This window comes from Rhodococcus sp. MSC1_016 (assembly GCF_023667485.2).
In the GTDB taxonomy this organism is placed as follows: Bacteria; Actinomycetota; Actinomycetes; order Mycobacteriales; family Mycobacteriaceae; genus Rhodococcus_F; species Rhodococcus_F oxybenzonivorans.
On record NZ_JAMOZI020000001.1, the window covers coordinates 6,508,223 to 6,532,303 of the forward strand.

Annotated in this window: 17 protein-coding genes; 11 read left to right on the plus strand and 6 right to left on the minus strand. The window is 66.8% G+C overall.

Annotated features, from left to right (window positions below):
• The first annotated feature begins 98 nt into the window (after positions 1-98).
• The 6 genes from L1080_RS30500 (at position 99) to L1080_RS30525 (ending at position 11,310) form a co-directional block, all read left to right on the plus strand.
• Complete coding sequence (locus L1080_RS30500; RefSeq protein WP_250770005.1) at positions 99-1,640, plus strand: class I adenylate-forming enzyme family protein; 1,542 nt, start codon at positions 99-101, stop codon at positions 1,638-1,640.
• A gap of 64 nt (positions 1,641-1,704) precedes the next feature.
• On the plus strand, positions 1,705-3,156 hold the full coding sequence (locus L1080_RS30505; RefSeq protein ID WP_250770002.1) for an MFS transporter: 1,452 nt from the start codon (positions 1,705-1,707) through the stop codon (positions 3,154-3,156).
• Between the two features lie 3 nt (positions 3,157-3,159).
• Entirely contained in the window at positions 3,160-5,289 is a 2,130-nt protein-coding gene (locus tag L1080_RS30510) for a molybdopterin-containing oxidoreductase family protein (RefSeq protein WP_250770000.1), read from the plus strand.
• Positions 5,289-7,526, plus strand: a complete 2,238-nt coding sequence (locus tag L1080_RS30515) for a molybdopterin-dependent oxidoreductase (protein ID WP_159923794.1) — start codon at positions 5,289-5,291, stop codon at positions 7,524-7,526. Before L1080_RS30510 ends, L1080_RS30515 begins: the two co-directional genes overlap by 1 nt.
• Complete coding sequence (locus L1080_RS30520; RefSeq protein WP_159923796.1) at positions 7,526-9,154, plus strand: FAD-dependent oxidoreductase; 1,629 nt, start codon at positions 7,526-7,528, stop codon at positions 9,152-9,154. The genes L1080_RS30515 and L1080_RS30520 overlap by 1 nt, the downstream gene beginning before the upstream one ends.
• On the plus strand, positions 9,151-11,310 hold the full coding sequence (locus L1080_RS30525; RefSeq protein ID WP_250769997.1) for a molybdopterin-containing oxidoreductase family protein: 2,160 nt from the start codon (positions 9,151-9,153) through the stop codon (positions 11,308-11,310). Before L1080_RS30520 ends, L1080_RS30525 begins: the two co-directional genes overlap by 4 nt.
• 27 nt (positions 11,311-11,337) lie before the next feature.
• On the opposite strand, the gene L1080_RS30530 is transcribed toward L1080_RS30525, so the two are convergent.
• The 4 genes from L1080_RS30530 to L1080_RS30545 form a co-directional block, all read right to left on the minus strand.
• The gene (locus L1080_RS30530; protein WP_250769994.1) at positions 11,338-11,952 is read right to left on the minus strand and encodes an RES family NAD+ phosphorylase; all 615 of its coding nucleotides are present in this window, start codon (positions 11,950-11,952) and stop codon (positions 11,338-11,340) included.
• 19 nt (positions 11,953-11,971) lie between these two features.
• Positions 11,972-12,586, minus strand: coding sequence for a hypothetical protein (locus L1080_RS30535; RefSeq protein WP_250769991.1), 615 nt, complete (start codon positions 12,584-12,586; stop codon positions 11,972-11,974).
• A gap of 192 nt (positions 12,587-12,778) precedes the next feature.
• Positions 12,779-13,930 (minus strand): acyl-CoA dehydrogenase family protein, encoded by a 1,152-nt coding sequence (locus L1080_RS30540; RefSeq protein ID WP_250769988.1) that lies wholly within the window; start codon positions 13,928-13,930, stop codon positions 12,779-12,781.
• 53 nt (positions 13,931-13,983) lie between these two features.
• A complete protein-coding gene (locus L1080_RS30545; protein WP_159923806.1) occupies positions 13,984-15,153 on the minus strand; it encodes an aromatic ring-hydroxylating oxygenase subunit alpha in 1,170 nt (389 codons plus the stop codon).
• A 273-nt stretch (positions 15,154-15,426) separates the two neighbouring features.
• Here L1080_RS30545 and L1080_RS30550 point away from each other — a divergent pair, with 273 nt between their 5' ends.
• The 4 genes from L1080_RS30550 (at position 15,427) to L1080_RS30565 (ending at position 20,744) form a co-directional block, all read left to right on the plus strand.
• Positions 15,427-16,713: a 3-hydroxyacyl-CoA dehydrogenase family protein gene (locus tag L1080_RS30550; RefSeq protein WP_250769985.1), complete on the plus strand. Its 1,287-nt coding sequence runs from the start codon at positions 15,427-15,429 to the stop codon at positions 16,711-16,713.
• A complete protein-coding gene (locus L1080_RS30555) occupies positions 16,710-18,344 on the plus strand; it encodes an FAD-dependent oxidoreductase (RefSeq protein WP_250769982.1) in 1,635 nt (544 codons plus the stop codon). The genes L1080_RS30550 and L1080_RS30555 overlap by 4 nt, the downstream gene beginning before the upstream one ends.
• Positions 18,345-18,472: 128 nt before the next feature.
• A complete protein-coding gene (locus L1080_RS30560) occupies positions 18,473-19,996 on the plus strand; it encodes a class I adenylate-forming enzyme family protein (protein ID WP_250769980.1) in 1,524 nt (507 codons plus the stop codon).
• Positions 19,997-20,003: 7 nt separating this feature from the next.
• Entirely contained in the window at positions 20,004-20,744 is a 741-nt protein-coding gene (locus tag L1080_RS30565; protein WP_250769978.1) for an SDR family oxidoreductase, read from the plus strand.
• 139 nt (positions 20,745-20,883) lie between these two features.
• Here the strand turns inward: L1080_RS30565 and L1080_RS30570 are convergent, their stop codons facing one another.
• The gene (locus tag L1080_RS30570) at positions 20,884-22,245 is read right to left on the minus strand and encodes an MFS transporter (protein WP_159923816.1); all 1,362 of its coding nucleotides are present in this window, start codon (positions 22,243-22,245) and stop codon (positions 20,884-20,886) included.
• An 86-nt stretch (positions 22,246-22,331) separates the two neighbouring features.
• Complete coding sequence (locus tag L1080_RS30575; protein WP_250769976.1) at positions 22,332-23,162, minus strand: SDR family oxidoreductase; 831 nt, start codon at positions 23,160-23,162, stop codon at positions 22,332-22,334.
• A 100-nt stretch (positions 23,163-23,262) separates the two neighbouring features.
• Here L1080_RS30575 and L1080_RS30580 point away from each other — a divergent pair, with 100 nt between their 5' ends.
• On the plus strand, positions 23,263-24,078 hold the full coding sequence (locus tag L1080_RS30580; RefSeq protein ID WP_159923820.1) for an enoyl-CoA hydratase/isomerase family protein: 816 nt from the start codon (positions 23,263-23,265) through the stop codon (positions 24,076-24,078).
• The last annotated feature ends 3 nt before the right edge of the window (positions 24,079-24,081 follow it).

A 24,081-nucleotide genomic window follows, 5' to 3' on the forward strand; every position in this document is an offset into this window, starting at 1 on the left:
CATGCCTACAACTGTTAGGTTTACGACACGCAGTGAGGGTGATCACACCCATCGACGCCGCGGCCGGGACGACCGGCTGACGACAACGAGGAGCACAGATGAATCTCGCGGACCTGACCCGGTTCTGGGGAAAAACTCGTTCGCAGCAGCAGGCGATCGTGTTCGGGGACACGTCGCAGACCTGGGCAGAGGTCGACGCGATCACCGATGCGCTTGCTCGCGGACTGGCGGCCCGCGGCGTCCGCAAGGGCGATCGTGTCGCCGTGATGATGCTCAACCGCCCCGAACTCGCGCATGTCATCCTCGCGACGCTGAAGCTCGGCGCCATCAGCGTCCCGCTCAACTTCCGGCTCACCGCCAAGGAGCTGGCGCCGATGGTGGTCGACTCCGCGCCGCGCGTGGTGATCGTCGAGGACGACTTCGCGTCGCTCCTCGAGGTCGCCGCAGAGGAAGCGGAGTTCGAGACCTACGCGATCGGGGGCACCGGCCACCAGCCGTACGAGCGGCTGATCGACCCCGGGACCGCGCCCGTCGTCGCCATCGACGCCGACGACCCCGGATTCATCTGCTACACGTCGGGGACCACCGGTGTGCAGAAGGGCGCCCTGATCACCCACCGCAATGCGATGACGCCCGGCATCTCGCAGTCGATCACCTTCGGCTTCTCGTCCCGGGACCGGGTGCTGTGCTCGGCCCCGCTGGTGTACACCGGCTCGATCCTGTCGATCTTCATGCAGCTCGTCGTCGTGCCCGGCGCGACGATGGTCCTGCTCCGCGAGTACGACCCCGAGATCGCCCTCGACACCTTCGAGCGGGAGCAGATCACGGCCACCACCACCGTCCCCGTGATCTGGGAACGGATGACGATGCTGCCCGACTTCGGCACCCGCACGCTCGCGAAGTTCACCTTCGCCGGCACGGGCGGAGCGCCGGTCAGCCTGGACCTCCTCGACTTCTACCGTTCGCACGGCATCCCACTCACCCAGTGCTACGGCCTGACCGAGGCGTCCGGCATGGTGTCGACCCTTGCCTACGAGGACGCCGTGTCGCGCCCGGGTTTCGCCGGGCTGCCGCTGGTCGGCACCCACGTCCGGATCGGCGATCCGGGAGTCGACACCCCGGCCGGGGAGGTCGGCGAGATCCTGGTCCGCGGCGAGCACGTTCTGCGGGAGTACTGGAACAAGCCCGAGGCCACCGAGGCGACCCTCGCAGACGGGTGGCTGCGCACCGGCGACCTCGGCATGCAGGATGAGGGCGGATTCCTGAAGATCGTCGATCGCAGCAAGGACATGCTGATTTCCGGGGGCCTGAACGTCTATCCCGCGGAGATCGAGAAGGCACTGCACGGCATCGAGGGACTGGTCGACCTCGCGGTCATCGGCGTCAAGGACGACCGCTGGGGGGAAGTGCCGATGGTGGTGTTCCACAGTGAGCGTCCCGCAGAGGAGATCGTCGCCGACATCGCCGAGGTCGCCGGCGAGAACCTGGCGAAGTTCAAGCGTCCCAAGCACGCCGTCGCGCTGGGCGAACCCCTGCCGCGCACCTTCTCCGGCAAACTCGCCAAGCCGTCTCTGCGCCAACGCTTTCCCGAGGTGCCCGTCGACGCACTCGCCGTCGACGGCACCATCACACCGGTCTGAGGCGTGTCCGCTCAGCTCGAGGCTTCATCCCCCGCGGTTCCCCCTTCCGAGAGGAATTCACGTCGTGGCCCCAACTCGTGAAATAAACATTTCCCAACTCATCGACACCGCACCGGTGTCAGCCCTCCAGAAACGCGCCATCGGGTTGTGCCTGGCGCTCGCGATCCTCGACGGCATGGACGCCCAGCTGATCGGCTTCGCGATTCCCGCACTGTCCGAGGACTGGGGACTGTCCAAGGCCTCGTTCGGACTGCTCCTGGCCCTCAGCAGCGGCGCGATGGTCGTCGGCAGCCTGCTGTTCGGTCCCGTCGCCGACCGGTGGGGCCGGCGCCGGGTAATCCTGCTGTGCACGGTGCTGTTCGCGGTGTTCACGCTCGCGTCCGCATTCGCACCATCCATGGGTGTGCTGATCGTGCTGCGCATCCTCGCCGGAATCGGACTCGGTGGTGTCACCCCGAACCTGATCGCCCTGACCAGTGAATACAGCCCCGCGCGCAGCCGCTCTACCCTGGTCACCATCGTCGTCGCGGGCATGTCACTCGGCGGCTTCCTCGGCGGACTCGCCGCCGCACAACTGATCCCGGCATACGGCTGGCAGTCGATCTTCGTGGCCGGCGGCGTTCTCCCGCTGATCGTGGCGGCACTGGCGTGGGCCGGACTCCCGGAGTCGGGCAAGTTCCTCGCAGCCCGCGGCGACCACGCCGGCGCCGCGAAGATCCTCTCGGCGATCGCCCCGCAGGCGGACGTCACCGGATCGGTGACGTTCACCGTGGATACCGCCGTGGCCACCAAATCGCCCATCCGGGAACTCTTCGCCGGAGGCCGGGCGCTCGACACGGTGCTGCTGTGGGTCGTGTTCGTCATCAACTTCCTGGTGATCTACTTCCTGTTCGGATGGATGCCGTCGTTGTTCAGCCAGGCCGGGCAGAGCCCGTCCAACGCGATCCTCGCCGCGGCGCTGTTCAACCTCGGCGGCATGGCCGGAGCGCTGTCCATCGGGTGGATCACCGACCGGGTCGGCACCGCGTGGGCTCGATCCCGGGGGTCGGACGCCGCCTACGCGGTGGTGATGGCCGGCTACACGCTCGGCGCCCTGTTCATCGGTGCCGTCGCGATGTTCCTGGCGAACTCCACGCTGTTGCTGATCACCATCTGCATCGTGGGATTCGGCATATCCGGCAGCTCGGCGGGCATCATCGCGATTGCCGCCTCGATCTACCCGGTAGCGGCACGCTCGACCGGCATCGGCTGGGCCATGGGAATCGGGCGCATCGGGTCCATTGCCGGGCCCACCCTGGGCGCCGCCCTGATCGCGGCCGGAATGGATGCCCGCACGATCTTCCTGCTGATGATCGTGCCGACCGCCGGCGCCGTCCTCACCCTCGGTGCACTGTTCGTGCGGGAACGACTGCGCGGCCGCGGCGTCCCCGGGGCTGGCGAAGCGAGGGCTGTGGAATCGAGCGCTGCCGACTCGAGGGCCGTGGAGTCGTCGGCCGGCACGGTCGAGGCGCACTGACCCATGCGATCCGTCACGTCGAGGGCTACCTCGTTCTGCAGGCTGTGCGCCTCCTCGTGCGGGGTTCTGCTCGACATCGAAAACGGGCGGATCACACGGGTGCTCGGCGATGCCCACCATCCGATCTCCGGTGGATACACCTGCCCGAAAGGGCGTCGCGGCGGTGACCTCGTGCACGGGCCGGACCGGTTGACCACCTCGATGTGGCGCAGCGCCACCGGCACCCATGAACCGGTGCCGGTGGCGCAGGCGACCGCCGATATCGCGGGCCGGCTGCGCGCCATCGTGGATCGGCACGGACCGGATGCGGTAGCGCTGTTCATGGGGACGCAGCAGAACTTCGCCGCACTCACCCCGCCGATGGCCCGCGCCTGGTTCCGGGGCACCGGCTCACACAAGCTGTTCTCGACGATGACCATCGACCAGTCCGCGAAATGGGTTGTCGCGGAACGTATGGGCACATACCTCGGCGGCCGGCAACGCTTCGAGGATGCAGACGTATGGTTGCTGGCAGGCACCAACCCCGTCGTCTCCGGCAACGGTGGCGACGGGGACGGCGCGGTGGTGCAGAACCCCTCGGTCACCCTGCGGGCGGCGCGGGAGCGGGGCGTGAAGCTGATCGTCGTCGACCCGCGGTGCACCGAGACCGCCGCCCTGGCCGACATCCACCTGGCGCCCCGGCCGGGGACGGACGCGGTGCTCTTCGCCGGCCTGCTCCACGTCGTCCTCACCGAACACCTCCACGACACCGACTTCTGCCGCCGGTACACCGCCGACCTGACCGCGCTCCTCGATGCCGTGTCCGACGTGACTCCCACTGTCGTGCAGGGCGTCTGTGGTGTTCCCGCCGATCGGATCCGCGAAGCGGCACGCGTGTTCGCGGGCGGGAGCCGGGGGATGGCGACCAGCGGCACCGGGGTGTGCATGGGCCCGCACTCGAACCTCGCGGAGCACCTCGTCGCCGCTCTGAACGTGGTGTGCGGCAGGTACCTGCGCGAGGGAGAGCAGGCAGACGACCGCGCCGTCCTGACCCGGCACCAGCCGGCGCGCGCGGAGGTCGCTCCGCCCACCCGGGCGTACGAGCACGGATTTCGCAGCCGAATCGGTGGGGTGCGGGCGATTCGCGGCGAGCTGCCGTCCGGCATCCTCGCGGACGAGATCCTCGAACCCGGCCCCGACCGGGTTCGGGCGCTGATCGTCTCCGGTGGTAATCCCGCGGCGGCGCTGCCCGACCGCGGGAAAGCGTTACGCGCATTGCGATCACTGGATCTGCTGGTGTGCGTAGACCCCCGGATGTCGGACACCGCGCGGCTCGCCGACTACGTCATCGCCCCGACCACCATGTACGAGCGCGCCGACCACACCGTGATCATGGAGCCGTTCTTTCCACGCCCGTTCGCGCAATACACTCCCGCGATCGTGACCGCGCCGCCCGGCGTGGTCGACGACTGGCGGTTCTTCCTCGACCTTGCCGCCGCCTCCGGGCAGTCGGTCAAGTTCGCCGGCCGTATCCTCGACCCCGCCGCGCCGCCGACCTCCGAACAGTTGCTGGCGATGATGACCGAGCGCGGACGCGTACCGTTCGCCGACCTGGTCGCCGCTCCGCACGGATATCTCGCCGGGCGCAGCGGTGCCGTCGTGGGTCCGGCCAGCGAGGACGGTGCGGGACACCGCCTGACACTGATGCCCGAGGACGTGCGCGGCGAACTGCACGCAGCACTCACGGACAAGGCCGTCACGTCGCAGTTCCCGTTCCTTCTGACGGTGCGACGGATCCGCGAGGCCGTCAACTCCACCGGCACCCGAATCCCGGGGCTCGTTCCCGGCGGCGCCAATCCCGCGAGCCTGCACCCCGCCGACCTCGCCGACCTGGGTATCGGCGACGGGCAGGCGGTGACTGTGCGGTCGGCGTCCGGACGCCTGCGTGCGACCGCACGGGCAGATGCCACCCTGGCCCGGGGCAGCGTGTCGATGACGCACTGTTTCGGCAGCGTCGACCCGCGCGAGGACGTCGGAGTGAACGTGAACGCGCTGACCGGAACCGGTGAGGGTGTCCAGTCGATCAACGCGATGCCCACCATGACCGCGGTTCCCGTCGCGGTCGAGCCCACCGCAATCGAACAGGACGCGTGATGACCACCGCAGAACCGATCGTCGGGCACCGAATCTGCCCACTGTGCGAGTCGACCTGCGGGCTACTCGTCGAGCTCGACGGCCGCACCATCGTGCGGGTCGCACCGAACCCCGACGACGTACTGAGCAGTGGGCACAGCTGCGCGAAAGGCCTCGGCCTCGGCCGCATCGAGAACGACCCCGACCGGATCCGGACACCGCTGTTGCGCACCGCGGACGGTGGATTCCGCGACGCCACCTGGGACGAAGCATTCGGCGAGATCGACCGGCGGCTACCGGAGTTCGTCACCGGCGACCCGGGCAGCTGCGCGATCTACCACGGCAATCCGGCTGCCCACCACCTGGATTCGACGTTCTACCTCGGTGAGTTGATCGGCGCGGTCGGCACCCGGAACATCTACTCGCCTGCGAGCGTCGACACCTGGCCGAAGAACCTCGCGCACATGCTGCTGTACGGCACCGGCCTCGGCATGAGCCTGCCCGACCTCGACCGCACCGACTACCTGCTGATCCTCGGCTCGAACCCGATGGTGTCCAACGGCAGCACCGTCACCGCACCCGGCATCCACCACCGCCTGCAGGCGCTGCGCGAGCGGGGCGGCACCCTCGTCGTGGTGGACCCGGTGCGGACCCGCACCGCCGAGGTCGCGGATCTGCACGTGCCGATCCGGCCGGGTACCGACGCCCTGTTTTTGCTCGGGGTGCTGTCCGTGATCGCGTCCGAGGGACTGTCCAGGCCCGAGCGGGTGCCGGACGTGGTGGACGGTCTCGACGCCGCCCTCGCGATGGCGGCGGAATTCGAGCCCGATGCCGTCGCCGCGGCGTGCGGGATCGACGCCGATGTGATCCGTTCGGTGGCTCGTGGGTTCGCGGGTGCTCCTGCAGCGGTGGCGCATTCGCGGATCGGCACCTGCATGCAGGAGTTCGGCACCCTCGCGAACTGGCTCGTAGAGGTACTCACCATCGTCACCGGCAATTTGGACCGGCCCGGAGGGGCGATGTTCGCCTTGCCGCCCGCGGGTGGGCAGAACACCTGGCCGGTGACCAGGCCGCCGAAGCTGATGTTCGACCGGTGGCGTTCGCGGGTGCGGGGACTGCCGGAGGCGATGGGGGAATTGCCCGCGGTGTGTTTTGCGGAGGAGATCCTCACTCCCGGACCGGGTCGCACCCGGGCGCTGATCACCCTCGCCGGGAACCCGGCCCGCTCTCTGCCCAACAGCGGGGCGATCGAGGAGGCGCTCGGCGCCCTCGAATTCATGGTGTCGGTGGACTGCTACCTCAACGAGACCACCCGCCATGCCGACGTGATCCTGCCCCCGCCCCCGGTGACGACCCGGGGCCACCACGACGTCACGCTCGCGCACTTCCAGATCCGCAACGTCGCGCGGTACACCCCACCCCTGCTGGACCTCGCCGACGGCGAGATGGCGGAGTGGCAGATCCTGCTGCGGCTGGCAGCGATCGCCAAGGGAACCCCGCACCGTCCGGTCGGTGAGATCGACGACGAGGTGGCCGCCCTCGCGGCCCGGCGCGCCGCGAAACTCGTCGGCTGCGAAACGGGACGGGCGATGGACGCCGTGAACGGCCGCCGCGGCCCGCAGCGACTGCTGGACCTGCGTCTGCGCAGCGGACCCTACGGCGACCGGTTCGGGCTCGACCCGGACGGGCTGACTCTCGCACTGCTGGAGGACAGTCCGGACGGCATCGACTACGGGCCGCTGGCGCCGCGTGTCCCGGAGGTGCTGCGCACCCCGGACGGGCGGATCGACCTGATGCCGGACATGATCGTCTCCGACCTGCCGCGGATGCGCGCGAGCGTCACGAGGGCAGCCCCGGATCTGCTGCTGATCAACCGGCGCCAGCGTCGCGGCATGAACTCGTGGCTGCACAATGCCCTGCCCCAACCGGATGCCGGCCAGTGCGCCCTGCTGGTCAGCCCATCCGACGCGGCCGAGCGGGGTCTGGTGAACGGCGACCAGGTGTCGGTCACGTCCAAGGTCGCCACCGTGACGGCCGAACTGCGGATCGACGACACGCTGCGTCCCGGTGTGGCGAGCATGCCGCACGGGTGGGGCCACGACGGACCGGGCCTGCGGACGACCCGGTCGGCCTCGGTGCCCGGCAGCAACTACAACGCCCTGGTGGACGACACCACCGACCTCGAGGCGCTCACGGCGTCCCCGATCTTCAACGGCGTCCCGGTCACGGTGACGCGCACGAGCGAGGAGCATCCCTGATGGCGTACGTGGTCACCCAGAACTGCTGCAACGACGCGACCTGTGTCGCGGTCTGCCCGGTCGACTGCATCCACCCGACCCCCGCGGAGCGGGACTACCAGCGCACCGAGATGCTGTACATCGACCCGGGCGCCTGCATCGACTGCGGCGCCTGCTCCGACGTGTGCCCCGTGGACGCGATCGTCCCCGGCGACGCACCTGCCCCCGACATCGACCGGTACCGGGAGATCAACGCCGAGTACTTCCAGCGCAATCCACGCAGCATTGCGCCGGGCGCGCACGTGCAGCCGCTTCCGCTCGCCCTCGCGACCGCCGGCGTCGCGGACCCCCCGCCGCTGCGGGTGGCGATCGTCGGATCCGGACCGTCCGCGTTCTACGCCGCCGAGGAGCTGCTGGCCCGTCGCGACATCGCCGCCGAGGTCACCATGTTCGAACGACTGCCCGTGGCCGGTGGACTCGTGCGGTTCGGCGTCGCGCCCGACCACTGGCACACGAAGACGGTGGACCGGGTGTTCGATCGCACCGCGCGTCGTGACGGCTTCACGTTCCATCTCGGCGTCGAGGTCGGGCGGGACGTGTCGATCGACGAAGTGCTCGCCCATCACCATGCGGTGATCCACGCGTCCGGCGCGGCGGGCGACCGGCGCCTCGGCATCCCCGGCGAGGACCTGCCGGGCAGCCATGCCGCCCGGGAGTTCGTCGCCTGGTACAACGGTCACCCCGATCACGCCGACCGCGTCTTCGACCTCACCGCATCCCGCGCCGTCGTGGTCGGCAACGGCAACGTCGCGTTCGACGTCGCCCGCATCCTCGTCTCCGACGTGGAGGCCCTGCGCCGCACCGATATCGCCGATCACGCCCTGACCGCACTGGCCGACAGCCGCATCGAGGAGGTGGTGGTGCTCGGCCGACGGGGACCCGAGTACGCGGCCTGCACCACTCCGGAACTGCTCGCGCTCGGCTCCCTGCCGGGGATCGACGTCCTCGTCGACGGCCCGGTTACGGCAGGTCCGGATGCGCCGACCAAGCTGCGGATCCTGGCCGACTACTCCCGGCGGGAGCCGACTCCGGGGAACAAGCGCATCGTGCTCCGCTTCGGCGCCACCCCGAAGGAGGTGACGGGTGACGGGCGTACCGCGGGACTGATCGTGACCGGCACCGACGCAGGCACCGAGGACCGGATCGAGTGTGGTCTGGTCCTGCGGGCGGTCGGGTACCGCGGACTGCCGATCGCCGGCCTCCCGTTCGACGAGGCCGCCGGAACCGTCGCCAACGTGTCGGGCCGGGTGACCGTCCCGGACACGGGGCAGGCCGTGGCCGGCCACTACGTGGCGGGCTGGATCAAGCGCGGCGCGACCGGGGTGATCGGCACCAATCGCTACTGCGCGGCGGAGACCGTCGAGGCCCTCCTCGCCGATCACCGCGCGGGACTCCTCCCCGCCCCGACCGGGACCTCCGCAAACCTGGCGGCGCTGGTGCGCGAACGCCGACGCGACGCGCTCGGCGGTGCGGACTGGCGCGCGATCGACCGCTTCGAGCGCGAGCGCGGCCGCGAGGCAGGCAGGCCCCGCATCAAGATCGTCGACGCCGGGCAGGCGGCTGTCGTCGCGGGTGCGGCCGTCCGATGACCCCGAAGGACACGACCCAGGTGCACACATTCTGCCGCATCTGCGAACCGGGATGCGGCCTGCTCGCCGACGTCCGGGACGACGAGGTGGTCCGGTTGCAACCGGACCGGGATCATCCCGTGCATCAAGGGTTCTCCTGCCACAAGGGCGTGCACTACCTGCAGGTCCACTCCGATCCGGACCGGCTCGACCGGCCGCTGAAGAGGACCAATCCGCGGAGCGAAGAACGCGGCGACTTCGAACCCGTCGACTGGGATGTCGCGGCGCGCGAGATCGCCGGCAGGCTCCAGGAAATACGGCAGAAGTACGGCCGCAACGCCCTCGCCGTCTATCAGGGCAACCCGTCGGCGTTCAACGGCGCCTATTACGCGAACGCCTCCACGCTCGCCCGCGGCTTCGACACCCGGATGCGCTTCAGTGCGGGAACGCAGGACACATCGGCCAAATATGCGGCGAGTGAGGCGATCTACGGCGCGTCGATGGCACATCCGATCCCCGACCTGCTGCACACGGACTACTTCCTGTGCCTCGGCAGCAACCCGCAGGTCTCGCACATGACGCTGATCCACATCTCGGATCCGATGGCCAAGATCCGCGCCGTGAACAAGCGCGGCGGAACCGTGCTGTTCGTCAATCCGCGCCGCATCGAGTCGTCGTCACCGGAGACCGGTGAGGTACTGCTGATCAAGCCGGACACCGACTTCTACTTCCTCGCCGGAATTCTGCACGAGATCGTCTTCCGGATCGGGTACGACCGGGACGAGGTGGAACGTCACGCGCGACGCGTCGACGAACTGCTCGACTTCGTCCGGCAGTATCCCGTCGACCGAATCGCCGCGGTCACCGGTATCGACGCCGACACGATCCGGCAGGTCGCCCACGACTTCTGCGCGGCGCCGAGCGCGAGCATCTACATGGCGACCGGCGTGAACCAGGGCCGACAGGGCACCCTGGCCTACTGGATGCTCACCATGGTGAGCCTGTTCTCCGGCAACCTCGGCAGGCGCGGCGGCAACATCTACTCCCGGGGTGTCGCCGATGTCGTGCAGGGCTCGAAGCGCAAGCGGGAGAATCCGTTCTACGACGGTCCCTTCGGTGAGATGCGCACCGTCAGCGGTGACCTGCCCGCCGCGCTCCTCCCGGAGTTCATCGAGAACCCCGACGACCCGATCCGCGCACTGATCGTGGTGTCGGGCAACCCGCTGCTGTCGGTCGGCGGTGACGGCCGCCTGCGCCGGGCGTTCGAGCAGTTGGATTTGATCGTCACCGTCGATTTGTATCGGACGGTCACCGGCGAGATGGCGGACTATGTTCTGCCCGCGACGGACTGGCTGGAACGGGAGGACATCAATTTCCTCAACACGATGGGCGTCGCGATGGAGCCCTATGTGCAGTACACGCCCGCCGTCGTGCCGGCGAAGGGGGAGCGCCGCGACGACTGGTGGATTCTGTCCCGCATCCAACAGGAGATGGGCGTCCCGACTCTGCTGGACGACCCGGACCCGAATCCGTTCGCCGCGGTCGACGCGATGATGCGAGACTCGGGTCTGAGTATCGACCTTCTCGCGACGATGCCCTGCCAGACCGCGGTGCTGCCGGAGGCCGATCCCGCGCACGTGTTCAGCATCGCGGTCCAGCACGAAGACGGACTGATCGACTGCTGCCCCGCACTGTTTCAGCGCTCGTACGAGACCGCCGAACGCATTCTCGAGGAGCTGGCTGCGGAACCCGCCGACCAACTCAAGCTGATCACCCGGCGCACCCACTACATGGTCAACAGCTGGCTGCACAACCTTCCCGTTTTCAAACAGGGTGTCCACCAGAGCAATCCGCTGTGGATGAGCCCGGACGACGCGCGGTGCCGCGGCCTGGTAGAGGGCGACGACGTCACTGTGCGCAACCGTCACGGTGAAATCGAGGCGGTTCTGGTCTGCGACGACACCCTCCGGCCGGGCGTCGTGGCGATGACGCACGGCTGGGGGCAGGGCACGGCCCGAGGACTGGACGTGGCGAGGCGCAACCCCGGTGTGAACGTCAACCGGCTCGCGCCCACCGGCACCGACGGTTACGACCCGCTCAGCAACCAGTCACAGCTCACCGGCATCAACGTCGAGGTGATCCGGAGCATGGGGTTCTCCGACGCCCGACGTCGGTGACTGGCAGTGGGAGATCGGCGGAGACGCTTAGATGAGTGTTGCGTTGTATTGTGCGAGATGGGATCTGACCAGTTCCAGCCCGGCACGGTCATCGAGCTTGATCGGGTCCCGGGACACGGCCATCAGCTCATGCAGCTCCACACCGGCATTGGGTTTGATGGTCATGACGACGGAGAACCTGTCCTCGTCGTTGCGTGCCCGGTATTTGATACCGAGTACCCCTGCGGTTCCGTGCAGGATGGATGCTGCCCAGTGCCGGGTGGTCCGGTAGTCGACGGGGTCGCATTTCGTCAGCCAGGTGTCCTGACCGATCGCCGCCAGATGTGAGCCGTGCACCAGTGCGACCGGGACGTCGTCGGTGACGGTGACCTGGGACAGGACTCGACCCGCCAGCTTGGCCTTGCGCAGGATCCTCGGAACGTGATCATCCAGCGGCAGGGACCGGCAGTAGGTCTCCGCGATGCAGGTGGAGATGTCTTCCCCGAAGTAGCTGTAGTGGTACGACCCGTCGGAGGAGTCGAAGCGTCCGCCTCCCGCTCCGGCGGGGGTCGGATTCAGGGTCAGGACGTCTCGGTCGGGGTCGGCGGAGTGGATGCGCCAGAGCTTGGTTCCGGCGGTGAGCGACCCGACGTGCGCGGTCACCGAGGCCGGTGGTGGGCGGTTAGGCAATGTCGTCGGCGATCTCGGCGCGCAGCAACGCGCGCACGGCGTCGTAGGCTCCCTCGCCGAGCAGTTGGGCCGGGGACTCGCGGTCTTCGGTCGACGGGTTGGGTGAGAGCCACCACGATGCGACCCCCCATGGATCGTCCCGGGCGCCGAGAGCCACGTTGCCCTCCCGTACTACCTGATTGGCCTCCTCTGGCAGGGAAAACTGAAACTCCGGGTACCGGAACTTCCCGGCCCGCTTGAGTCCGATGACTTCGCCTTTGGTGCTGAGTTTGCGCAGTGCATCGCTGGGGTTGGCCCATTTCTTGTCGTACTTGTCGGCGACTTCTTTGGCGGAGAGGTGCGGGAACGACAGGATGCGTTCGACGGCGTCGCTGAGCACCGTCTTCTCGTCGAGGATGTCGTCCGATTCGATGAGCTCGAGGATCGGGTCGTCCCGATCGATCCGTCCGGCCAGCATGATGTGGGTGACCCTGTCGGCGACCAGTCGCATGCTCGGCCTCTTGTACAGCTCGGCGCGCATCCGGGCGATGAACTCGTGGTCGCTCACGCCGCTGCGCTGCTGTTGCGGATCTGCCTCGTAGCTCGAGGCCGCGGTCTTGCGCGCCATGTCCCCTCCTCGGTCCCGGGCAGATACTTCTGATCACCGCTTCTATATAGAAGTCTACCGTAGACTTGCGCGCGATGGCAGGGCCGGCAGGTCCCGATGTCATCGCCCGCCGGTGCCGGAATCTCTTTACCGGGGCGAAAAGGGTGCGGCCGAGAATCGTCAGCCGCACCCTTTCCTTCTGCCCGGATTCGATCAGGCCTTCATCAGATCGCGATGGATGATTTCCTTCATGATCTCGTTGGTACCGCCGTAGATCCGCTGGATTCGGGCGTCGATGTACGCCTTCGCGACAGGGTATTCCATCATGTAGCCGTAGCCGCCGTGGAATTGGACGCCGGCATCGATCACCCGGCCTTGCAGTTCGGTAGCCCAGAGCTTGGCCTTCGCGGCGTCGACGGCGGTGAGGGTGCCGGCGTTGTGTTCACGCACGCACCGGTCGATATACGCACGCGACACCTCGACGGCCGTCTGAAGTTCGGCGAGCGTGAAGCCCATGCCTTGGAAATCGCCGATACGCTTGCCGAAGGCGGTGCGTTCCTTGACGTAGTCGAGTGTCCAGCCGAGAACTGCCTCGGCCGAGACCTGCGCGGCGATGCCGATGCCGAGTCGTTCGAGGGGAAGGCTCTGCATCAGATACGCGAAGCCGGAGCCCACCTCACCGAGCAGATTCTCCTTCGGGATGCGTACGTCCTCGAAGAACAACTCGGCCGTGTCCTGCGCGTGCAGGCCGAGTTTGTCCAGTTTGCGGCCTCGGCTGAATCCCGGCGTTCCGTCCTCGACGACGAAGAGGCTGAAGCCGCGGGAGCCGGCAGAGGGATCTGTCTTCGCGAAGACGATCACGATGTCGGCGAGGATGCCGCTGGTGATGAAGGTTTTGGACCCGTTGATCACCCAGGTGTCGCCGTCGGCGACGGCGGTGGTCTGGATGGCGCGCAGGTCGCTGCCGGCGGCAGGCTCACTCATGGCGATCGCACCGATGGTTTCGCCGGTGACGAATCCCGGCAACCACCGTCGGCGCTGTTCTTCGTCGGCATGACGGAGAAGGTAGTTCAGGACGATGTCGTCGTTCGTGGAGAACCCGGACTGCAGGGCCGATGCGCCGACTCGGGCGATCTCCTGCTGGATCACGAACCGGAAGCGGTAGTCGAGTTCACCGGGCCCGCCATACGCCTCGGGGACGGGTAGTCCGAGCAGGCCCTGACGACCCGCTGCCAGCCAGGTCTCACGATCGATCAGGCGATCCGCATCCCATTTCTCGAGTTGGGGAACCACGTGCTTCTCGACGAATCCACGGACGGATTCGCGGAACAACTCGTGGTCCCGGTCGAAGAGATCGCTCTGCATGTTTTCCTCCTGATACGGGACGCCCGTCAGGCGACCTGCACATCGTGTGTTTGTCAGTTCGTTGCCAGTAGTTTCTGGGTCTCACGCCGGAACACCTGGTTGGCAACCTCGTTCTGGCCCAGCACCATCCGTCCCGCGTTGGCGCTCCTCATACCGTGCTGGGAGTCCCGCAGGAGCGGGAAGTCCTCGGCGTGAAGAACTGCGAGCAGAATCTCCCAGTTCTTGTTCCACAGGCGAGTCCACTTCTCCTCGGTCATCTCGGTATCCGCCACCGGAGGCACGATCAGGCGCATCTCCATGCGGCAGCGCTGCGGATCGGTGGGGTGCGGCCGGAAGGTGAGGAGCTGGAAGTGATCCGGCTGCCGCAGCAGGGTGCTGTTGGGAAGCAGGAAATGGGTTTCCGTGATGTCCTTGGCCAGGCTTCGGTCGCCGGGGTCTTCCTCGATCCACCGATCGATCGACTTGCGCGGGGCGATGAAGCGGCAGTGCCTACCGAAGTCCTCGAACGCCATCACGTTGGTGTGGATGTGCTTGGCGGCAGTGTTGGGGTGGGCGTACTGGATGTGGTAGCCGTCGAGGAAGGCGTCCTGCATGATCTTCCAGTTGACCGGCTCGTCGAATCCCTCGGACTGGACGGCGATCTTGGAATCGAGGTCGTACCCGGACAGAATTGCATCCATCTCGTCCCCGAGCCAGCCGGCCACGTCGATCTCGGCGTTCGCCTCGTCGACGACCCAGATGAAACCGTGGCGCTCCTCGGTCGGCAATTCGACGAGGCCCATGCTCGTGGTGTCAGTTTCCCCGAAGGTGTTGTCACGGGTGATCGTCCGCAGGGTGCCGTCCGTGTCGTACGACCACCGGTGGTACGGGCAGGAGAACAGGCGGCAGCGGCCCTTCTCCTCCTTCTCGAGGAGGGCGCCCCGATGCCGGCACAGGTTGACGAACGTCTTGACGCCACCGTCGCGCTGGCGGACGACAATGATGTTGTTCCGCGGCATCTGCAGGGTGAAGAAGTCGCCGGAGCGGGGTATCTCTGAGCCGTGCGCGACGATCGAGGGAACCCGCCCGAAGATGAGGTCACGCTCTCGCTTGGCTATGGCCGGATCGGTGAATTCCTCTGGCTGAAACCAGGTGATGTGGTCGAACTCGTCCGTCGTGTCGTTGCGCAGGTGATCCAGGGCCCGGCGAATGCGTTGCTCGCGGGGTGCTCCGACCTCGGTCATTGCATCTCCTCCAGTCTCGTGGGCGCGCCCGGCTACCGTGTGGTCACCGGCTCGCGAACGTGTGCGCTGCGGATCAACGCCTCTAAATCTAACTGACGTAGTTTTACCTGTAAACCCCGGCGCCGAGGGTTGCGGCAGGAATCGGGTCTTGCGCCGAGAATCTACGGGGATTAGATTATTGCCCACTGCGGTCGATGTGATCTCTTTCGCTCGGCGACGTGATGCCGGCGATGATCGGGCTGCCGGTTGCTATCGAACGGGAGGTACCTGCCGATGCACACTGACACGTCGGTCAGGACCGTACGAGCACGGATCGGGTCTGCGGTGGCGAGTGAGAAGTCCGAGAGCCTGGCGGGCACCACGATCGGCGTCGTCGGCGCCGGGATGATGGGCGCGGCCATCGCCTACACCTGCGCGCGGGCAGGAGCCGACGTCGTGCTGTGGGCGCGAACTCTGGAGAATGCGCGCCGAGGCAAGTCGTACGCCGACCGGCGGGAAGCTCATGCGCGAAAAGCGGGAACCTCGAACAGGCGGATGTCGCAGGCCTTGCTCGGGCGCATCACGCCCACCGAGTGCGTCACGGATCTGTCGGCGTCCGCGCTGGTGATCGAGGCGGTCGCAGAGAACGTCGCCGTCAAACAACAGGTGCTGCAGATGGTGGAGGCAGTCGCCGAGGCTCCTACGGTGATTGCGTCGACGACGTCGACCCTGCCGATCGCCATTCTCTCCGCGAAGCTACAACGTCCGCAGTACTTCCTCGGGATGCACTTCTTCTCGCCTGTCGACCGGATGTCGTTGGTGGAGACGATCGTCGGATCGCGTACCTCGCAGGCCACCGTCGCGGCATCATTGGCGTACGCGCGGATGCTCGGGAAGGTACCGATCGTGGTGGGCGATAGTCGGGGGTTCTTCACCAGCCGTGTGATGGAGCGCTATCTCGACGAGGCATTGGTAGCGGTCGGGGAGGGAATCGATCCGGGCCTTGTCGAGCGCGCAGCGACCGCCGCCGGATATCCGGTGCCGCCGCTCCACTTGCTCGACGAGATCACGTTGACGCTCAACCGCGCGGTGCAGCGCGAGAACCGTGTCGCTGTCGAGGCGGCCGGCGGGACGTGGCGGGGGAGCGAAGCAGACAGCGTCCGCGACCGGATGATCGACGAATGCGGTCGTGGGGGCAGGTCGGACGGTCAGGGCTTCTACGAGTACGACTCGGATGGTAAGCGCTTGGGATTGTGGCCCGTCCTTCGTGAGGTGTTCGGGCCTGCACGGCATATTCCCCTGAACGATATGCGCGACCGGTTGTTGTTCGTCGAGGTCCTCGAGGCGTTGCGCTGTCTCGGCGAAGGTGTCGTCGGATCCGAGTCCGACGCCGACACGGGATCTGTTCTCGGCATCGGGTTCCCCGCGCACACGGGTGGGGTTCTGTCGTTCAGGCGTTCCTATCCGGGTGGCGAGAACGGGTTCACCGCTCGTGCCCGCGAGCTTGCAGGCCGTTACGGCGACCGCTTCCTCCCACCGGAGCAAAGTTCGGAACCATACGATCAACCGGAGTGCCCATGACCTACGTAGTTACCCAAGCCTGCTGCAACGACGCGACGTGTGTCGCGGTGTGTCCGGTGAACTGCATTCATCCGACTCCCGACGAAGCGCAGTACCAGCGCACCGAGATGCTCTACATCGATCCGGCTGCCTGCATCGACTGTGGGGCCTGCGCCGACGTGTGTCCGGTCGACGCGATCGTTCCCGACAGCGACCTCACCCCGGAAGCCGAGATCTACAAGGATCTCAATGCCGCGTACTTCCTGGGCAACCCGACCGTGTCCGGCCCGAGCGAAGTGCCGGCCGAACCTGTCGTCGCGGCGCCCCGGCCGGGTCCGCTGAGGGTGGCGATTGTCGGGTCCGGTCCCTCCGCCTTCTATGCAGCCGAAGAGTTGCTGACTCGGCGAGACGTCGACGTCGACGTCTCCATGTTCGAGCGGCTCCCGGTGGCCGGTGGGCTCGTCCGGTTCGGGGTGGCTCCGGATCACCAGACCACGAAGGCCGTGGAGCGGGTCTTCTCCCGCACGGCCGGCCGCAACGGTTTCCGTGCCTTCCTCGGCGTGGAGATCGGTCGGGATATCAGTGTCGACGAGCTGCTCGATCATCACCACGCGGTGATCTACGCGAGTGGTGCGTCCGACGACCGCAAGCTCGGCATCCCGGGCGAAGATCTGCCGGGGAGTTTTGCTGCGCGCGAATTCGTCGCCTGGTACAACGGACATCCGGACTCCGCTGGTCGCACCTTCGATCTGTCGGGGCGTCGTGCTGTGGTGATCGGCAACGGCAATGTGGCGCTGGACGTAGCACGGATTTTGGCGTGCGATCCCGACCGGCTCGTCCCGGGTGATATTGCCGAACATGCGCTGGACGCACTTCGGCACAGCACCATCGAAGAAATCGTGGTTCTCGGACGACGAGGGCCGGAGCACGCAGCGTTCACGACACCCGAGCTCATCGCGCTGGGAGCGTTGCAGGAAGTCGAGGTGAGCGTTCACGGCGGATTCGACGCTTCCGCCGATGCCTCGATCAAGTTGCGGACGCTGGCCGACTACGCACGCCGCTCTCCTCGACCGGGTCGGCGGAAGATCACCCTGAGGTTCCACGGGACGCCCGTCGAGATTCTCGGTGACTGTCACGTCGAAGGTCTACGGATCGCGTCCACCCGGATGGACGGAAGCGAAGAGGATCTCGAGGCCTCTTTGGTCCTGCGTTCGGTCGGCTACCGCGGCGCTCCCGTGCCGGGGTTGCCGTTCGACTCCCAACGCGGCACGGTCCCCAACGTTGCAGGCCGCGTGGTCGATCCGGTGGACGAGCGTCCGGTGCCGGGGGTATATGTCGCCGGGTGGATCAAGCGGGGTCCGACCGGGGTGATCGGCACCAATCGATACTGCGCCGCCGAGACCGTCGATGCACTCGTAGCCGACCATCAACGTGCGCTTCTTCCGCAGCCGAGCCGACCAGGCGACGAGTTGGCGGAGGCCGTGCAGTCGCGGTGTCCGGAGTCGTTCGGTTTCGACGGCTGGAAGCGGATCGACCGGTACGAACGTATCGAAGGGCGACGCCGGGGCCGGGCCCGGCAGAAGCTGGTGGAGGTCGGTGCGATGCTCGCGGTGGCCCGCGGGGCAGAGACCAGCCAGTACTTGCCACAGTAAACAACGACCTTTAGATTTAACATGCGGATGTGACGTACGGCTCTCTCCGGGAGGCCGAAGACACAGCACGGTCCGCCGTGCTCGCCGCCGAGCACCCCCGCGATCGATGACAACTCTTGGAGGCTTACATGAGCGGCACTGTTGTAGACGCTTTGACCTACTGGTCCCGGTCGAAGCCGGATCTGACCGCGATCGACTTCGACGGCGACGCCGTCACCTACGCAGAGCTGGCCGCATGGGCCGACGGCGTCGCCCACGATCTCGCCTCGCGTGGTGTCGTGCCCGGCGATCGGGTGAGCTTCCTCGGTGCCAACAGCCTCGAGTGGGCGGTGGCCTCGCTCGGTGCCATGAAGGTCGGCGCCATCGCGGTCGGTTTCAACCAGCGCATGCTCGCCGGCGAGCTCACCACACTCGTCGAAGACTGTGAACCCACCGTCGTCTACTGCGAGGAGGCGCTGCGACCGCGCCTCGAAGAAGTCCAGCAGACACGCAACACGTTCTCGATCGCAGTGTTCGAGAAGGATGTGCGTCCGCTGCGCGGCAGCGATCATGCGAAATACCGGACCCCCGTCGTCGATCTCGACACTCCCACCGCCATCGTGTTCACCAGCGGCACCACCGGCAAGCCGAAGGGCGTGATCTTCACCCACGCCACCATCGCCGGCGAAATGCACGAATGGCATTTGATGGAACCGATTCAGCCGAACAACCTGCGCCCGGTGCTGGCGCTGCCCCTGTTCACCGCTGCCGGCATCATCTGGGGTATCTCGCGCGTCGTCCTTCACGGCGGAACCCTTTTCCTGCAGCCAGGTTTCGACCCGGCGAAGGCGCTGCGCATCCTGGCCGAGGACAAGGCCAACACCCTGACGGGCCCGCCGATCCTCTTCGAGCAAATCGCGAAAGCGCCCGGATTCACCGACGCGGATCTGAGCCACATGGTCACAGCACACGTCGGTGGCGCACGCGTACCCGTCGACCTGCTGCACAAATGGCAAGCCCAGGGTGTGTCACTGCGACAGATCTACGGTCAGACCGAGATCGGCGGATCAGCGACCGCGATGCCGCGCGAAGAGGCGGCCGAGCATCCCGACAAGTGCGGCTGGGGTGGCATCTTCACCAAGATTCGCGTTGTCGATGCCGAAGGAAATGACCTTCCCCCCAACGAAACCGGGCAGATTCTGTTGCGCGGCCCGGGCATGATGCCGGGATACTGGCGCAACGAGGACGCGACCCGATCGGCTCTGATCGACGGCTGGCTCCAGACCGGTGACCTCGGCAAGCTCGACGAGAACGGCTACCTCACGTTCGTCGACCGCCTCAAGGACATGATCATCTCCGGTGGCCTGAACATTTCACCCGCCGAGATCGAAGCCGTCATCAATCAGATCCCCGGGGTCGAGGAGGTCACGGTGATCAGCGTTCCCGACGCCAAATTCGGAGAGACCCCGGCCGCGCTGGTCCGAACCACCACCGAGATGAAGGAATCCGAAGTCGTCGGATTCTGCAACGAGCGGCTCGCCGACTACAAGGTGCCCCGGTACATCGTCTTCATGGACGAACCCCTGCCCCGGATGCCCAGCGGGAAGATCGCCAAGCGCCAGCTACGCGACGCCTTCGCGGATGTGCCCGACAACTACGACAAGGTTCGGTGATCGAGCCGTGGACTTCCCCAAGGTCGCTCTTGTCACCGGTGGTGGCCGCGGAATCGGCGCGGCCATCTCGAGCCGACTTGCCGCCGACGGATTCGCTGTCGCGGTGAATTACTCGCGGAGTGCGCGCGATGCCGAGGAACTGGTCGCAAAGATAGTCGCGGACGGTGGACGTGCTGTGGCGATCCGAGCCGACATTTCACAGGCCGCCGAGGCCGAGCGGCTCATCGCCGACACCACCGTCCACTTGGGCGCTCCCACCGTGGTGGTCAACAACGCGGGCATGAACAAGGCCGGGGCGGCCCGGAAGCAGAGCCCGGAAGATTTCGACGAAGTGATCGCAGTCAACCTCAATGGTGCGTTCTACTGCACCCACTTCGCGCTACCCGCGATGTACGAAGCCGGTTGGGGCCGAGTCATCTTCGTCAACAGCCCGTCTGGAGGGAGGCGCCCGTCCCCCGGGATGAGCGCCTACTCCGCGGCCAAGGCCGGGCTGGTGGGAATGGCCAAGTCGATGGCACTCGAGGTTGCCCGTCGCGGGGTCACGGTCAACTGCGTGATGCCGGGCTTCGTCGCTACCGACATCGTGGCGTCGGGGGGCGAGGCGGGGGTCGAAGCCCTGACCAAGCACTGGCCCTCCATTCCGCCCGAATCGATCGCCTCCACCATCTCGTTCCTGGTGAGCGACAACGCCGCCGACGTCTCCGGTGAGGAGATCGGTGTGTGGCGAGGTGGCCCCGTCGGGGTGTGACCGTCCAATACAGCTGAGACCGCCCACCGGCAGAGCCAGTCCGGTGAGGCGGTTTCTTGCTGTCTGGCCATTCCCTCCCGGAATGCGAAACGGGCTCCGATCCGGTGGATCGGAGCCCGTGTCTCGGGTGGTGCTGTCGCTAAGCAGTGACCGGCGTTCTGTCGTCGTCCCGCTTCACCCCGGCCGACGAGCGGGAACGGGACAGGACGGTTGCCCCGAAGCCGAGCAGCGAGACCACACAGATCAGGAGGCTGAGCCACACCGTGGTGTCGTCGAATGCCAAGGCGACCGCGATGACCGGAACGAACGCCGCGCCGAGAGCGTTGCCGGCCTCTCGGCCGAGACCGAGGCCGCTGTAGGCGTGCTGCGTGTGGAACAGCTCGATGACGTAGGCGCCCATCGGACCGAAGATGGCGGCGACCCCGATGCCGTTGCCTGCCGCCATGACCACCCAGTACAGCAGCGGGGGTGTTCCGACGCCCGACAGCAGCGAGATACCGACCCAGGCGAACACGGCGCTGTACAGGAATCCGAACATGATCACCGGTGCTCGGCCGACCCGGTCCGACAGGGAACCGAACATCGGGATCAGAATGGCATTCGCGAGCTGCGCAGCGATCAGGCCGATCAGGACCTCGGTTCCGCCGAAGCCCAGCTGATTCTTGCCGAAGGTGCCCATGAACACGATGTAGAAGTAGCCGATGCCGGTCTGACCGATGGTCATCACGAGCACGGTCAGAAGTGCGCGCGGCTGCTGCCGGATCACATCGAAGATCGGCGTTTTCGAAACCGTGTCGCTTTCCTCGATCGCCCGGAATGCGGGTGTTTCGGGCAGGCTGCGGCGTAACCACAGGCCGTAGGCGAGGATGACGACGCTGCACAGGAACGGAATACGCCAGCCCCAGGCGAGGAAACTTTCCTGGGACATCAGGGATGAGACCGTCAGCAGAGACAGCGTGCCGAGCACGCCGCCGAGCGCCGCACCCATGCCGGGCAAGGAGCCCATCAATCCCTTCTTCTTCGCGGGTGAGAACTCGACGGCGACCAGAGCTGCGCCGCCGTACTCACCGCTGGCGCCGATGCCCTGCAGGATTCTGAGGAACACCAGCAGAGCCGGTGCGAGCCAGCCGATCTGGGCGTAACTCGGCAGCAGGCCGACGAGCAGCGTAGCGACACCCATCAGGACGAGGGTGAAGACGAGTATTCGTTTTCGGCCGATGCGGTCGCCGAGGCTGCCGAGGATCACCCCGCCCACCGGACGGACCAAGAATCCGACCGCGAAGGTAGCGACCGCCTGCAGCGTCCCCAATAGGGGGCTCGAGCCGGTAAAGAACACGGAGGCGAAGACCACCGACGCGGCCGAGGCGTAGAGGCTGAAGTCGTAATATTCGAGCAGGGTACCGACGAAGGCGGCGCGACTTGCGCGTCGTGAGTCCGCGCGGGAGGGTCCGGAGTCTGCATCCACGGAGATTTCCGCAGCTGTGGTCGTACGTTCGGTCATGCGAAACCTCGCGTTGTGAGTGCTGGGCGAAGTGCCCGAATCATGTAGTGACGCAGACCACATTAACCTACTCTCTTTAGAATTGTCTATCGGAGCAACGCCGACGCAGCCTTCGCCTCTTCCCGGTAGTTGGACGGCCACTTCTTGCCCAGTGTCAACCCACCGTCGACCCCGAGGGACTGTCCGGTGACGAACGTGGAGTCGTCGGAGGCGAGGTAGGCGGCGGCGTGCGCGAGGTCTTCCGGCTCACCGGCACGGGGAATGGGCTGGAAGTTGGTCAGGCTGCGCCGCACGGCATCGACGCTGCGGTCGAGTGCGTCGTCCTCGAGGCCGGCGCCGTGGCCCACTATGCGGGTGGCGACACCTCCGGGGATCAGTGCGTTGACTCGGATCCGGTATTCGGCCAGCTCCACGGCGGCGGTCCGGGTCAGTTGCAGCACTGCGGCTTTCGCGGCGCTGTACGGGTGCGGTCCGAATCCGGTACGGACGCCTGCCACGCTCGATACATTGACGATGCTGCCCGACCCCTGATTGCGCATCACGCGCGCGGCATGCTTGGTCCCGAGGAACGCACTGCGAGCGAGCATCACGAACCCGTTCTCCCACTCGTCGAGCGACGTGTCCTCGAGGAAGGTCCACGCGCCCACCCGGCCGGCGTTGTTGACCATGCAGTCGAGCCGGCCGAACCGATCGACGGCCAGTGCGACCGCGGCCTCGACGTCGGCCTCGTTGCGTACATCGGTGTGCAGGTAGGCGCCACGGTCGCCGAGACCGGCGGCGACGGCCTGGCCCCGCGGGTCGTCGATGTCGGCCACGACGACGCGGGCTCCGCGTTCGGCGAACGTGCGGGCGGTGGCTGCGCCGATTCCGCTCGCGGCTCCTGTCACCACGGCGACCTTGCCGTCGAGGTTCGTCATCGTGGACTCCTTCGGTTGTGTTCCGGGCTCGGTTCCTTGAGCTTTTAATCTAAAACCATTAGTCTGCGTCTGTCGAGTACCTCGTCCCTGGGAGAGCACTATGTCCGACGCGAAACTGATTCTGATCGAGCGGCCGCGGCCGGGCATTCTGCTGATCCGGCTCAATCGCCCGGACGAGCTCAATGCCATGAACGTCGACCTCATCGAGGAGTTGCACGAGGTGCTCGCCGAGGTGCGCGATGATTCGCTCACCCGCGCGATCGTGCTCACCGGTGAAGGCCGTGCCTTCTGTGCAGGTCTCGACCTTCGCGGATACGGCACACCGCCGGGCGCAACCGAGGGTGAGGGCCGGGCCCAACTCGGACTGCGGGTGCAGAAGCACATCGCCGGCCTCGTCGACGCATTCCGCAGCACCCGCGCGCCGATCATCGCGGCCGTCAACGGCGCGGCAGCCGGCGGCGGCATGTCGCTGGCCCTCATGGCGGACATTCGCATCATGTCCGAGACGGCGGTACTGCACGCCGCGTTCATCCGCCGCGGCCTGTCGAATTGCGACATCGGAATGAGCTGGCTCCTGCCCCGCATGATCGGCTTCTCCCGGGCGGCGCAGATCATGCTCACCGGCCGGTCCATCGACGCCGCCGAGGCCGAACGCATCGGTCTCGCCTCGTCCGTCGAACCCGCAGACGCGGTGCTCGAGGTGGCACTGGACACCGCCGAGGCCATCGCGCAGAACAGTCCGTTCGGGGTCTGGATGACCAAGGAAGTCATGTGGTCGAACCTGGAGGTTCCCAGCATGCGCGCCGCCATCGACCTCGAAAACCGCACCCAGATCCTCAGCTCGCTGACGCGCGATCACAGAGAGGCCGTCGTTTCGTTCCTCGAAAAGCGCCCGCCCGAGTTCCAGAACCACTGACCA

What these genes read in the sequence shown, in the direction of transcription:
- L1080_RS30510 (WP_250770000.1), top strand. Translation starts at nt 3,160, where the DNA reads ATGCGATCCGTCACGTCGAGGGCTACCTCGTTCTGCAGGCTGTGCGCC.
- L1080_RS30570 (WP_159923816.1), bottom strand. Translation starts at nt 22,245, where the DNA reads ATGACCGAACGTACGACCACAGCTGCGGAAATCTCCGTGGATGCAGAC.
- L1080_RS30535 (WP_250769991.1), bottom strand. Translation starts at nt 12,586, where the DNA reads ATGGCGCGCAAGACCGCGGCCTCGAGCTACGAGGCAGATCCGCAACAG.
- L1080_RS30560 (WP_250769980.1), top strand. Translation starts at nt 18,473, where the DNA reads ATGAGCGGCACTGTTGTAGACGCTTTGACCTACTGGTCCCGGTCGAAG.
- L1080_RS30555 (WP_250769982.1), top strand. Translation starts at nt 16,710, where the DNA reads ATGACCTACGTAGTTACCCAAGCCTGCTGCAACGACGCGACGTGTGTC.
- L1080_RS30520 (WP_159923796.1), top strand. Translation starts at nt 7,526, where the DNA reads ATGGCGTACGTGGTCACCCAGAACTGCTGCAACGACGCGACCTGTGTC.
- L1080_RS30580 (WP_159923820.1), top strand. Translation starts at nt 23,263, where the DNA reads ATGTCCGACGCGAAACTGATTCTGATCGAGCGGCCGCGGCCGGGCATT.
- L1080_RS30540 (WP_250769988.1), bottom strand. Translation starts at nt 13,930, where the DNA reads ATGCAGAGCGATCTCTTCGACCGGGACCACGAGTTGTTCCGCGAATCC.
- L1080_RS30550 (WP_250769985.1), top strand. Translation starts at nt 15,427, where the DNA reads ATGCACACTGACACGTCGGTCAGGACCGTACGAGCACGGATCGGGTCT.
- L1080_RS30525 (WP_250769997.1), top strand. Translation starts at nt 9,151, where the DNA reads ATGACCCCGAAGGACACGACCCAGGTGCACACATTCTGCCGCATCTGC.
- L1080_RS30500 (WP_250770005.1), top strand. Translation starts at nt 99, where the DNA reads ATGAATCTCGCGGACCTGACCCGGTTCTGGGGAAAAACTCGTTCGCAG.
- L1080_RS30545 (WP_159923806.1), bottom strand. Translation starts at nt 15,153, where the DNA reads ATGACCGAGGTCGGAGCACCCCGCGAGCAACGCATTCGCCGGGCCCTG.
- L1080_RS30515 (WP_159923794.1), top strand. Translation starts at nt 5,289, where the DNA reads ATGACCACCGCAGAACCGATCGTCGGGCACCGAATCTGCCCACTGTGC.
- L1080_RS30575 (WP_250769976.1), bottom strand. Translation starts at nt 23,162, where the DNA reads ATGACGAACCTCGACGGCAAGGTCGCCGTGGTGACAGGAGCCGCGAGC.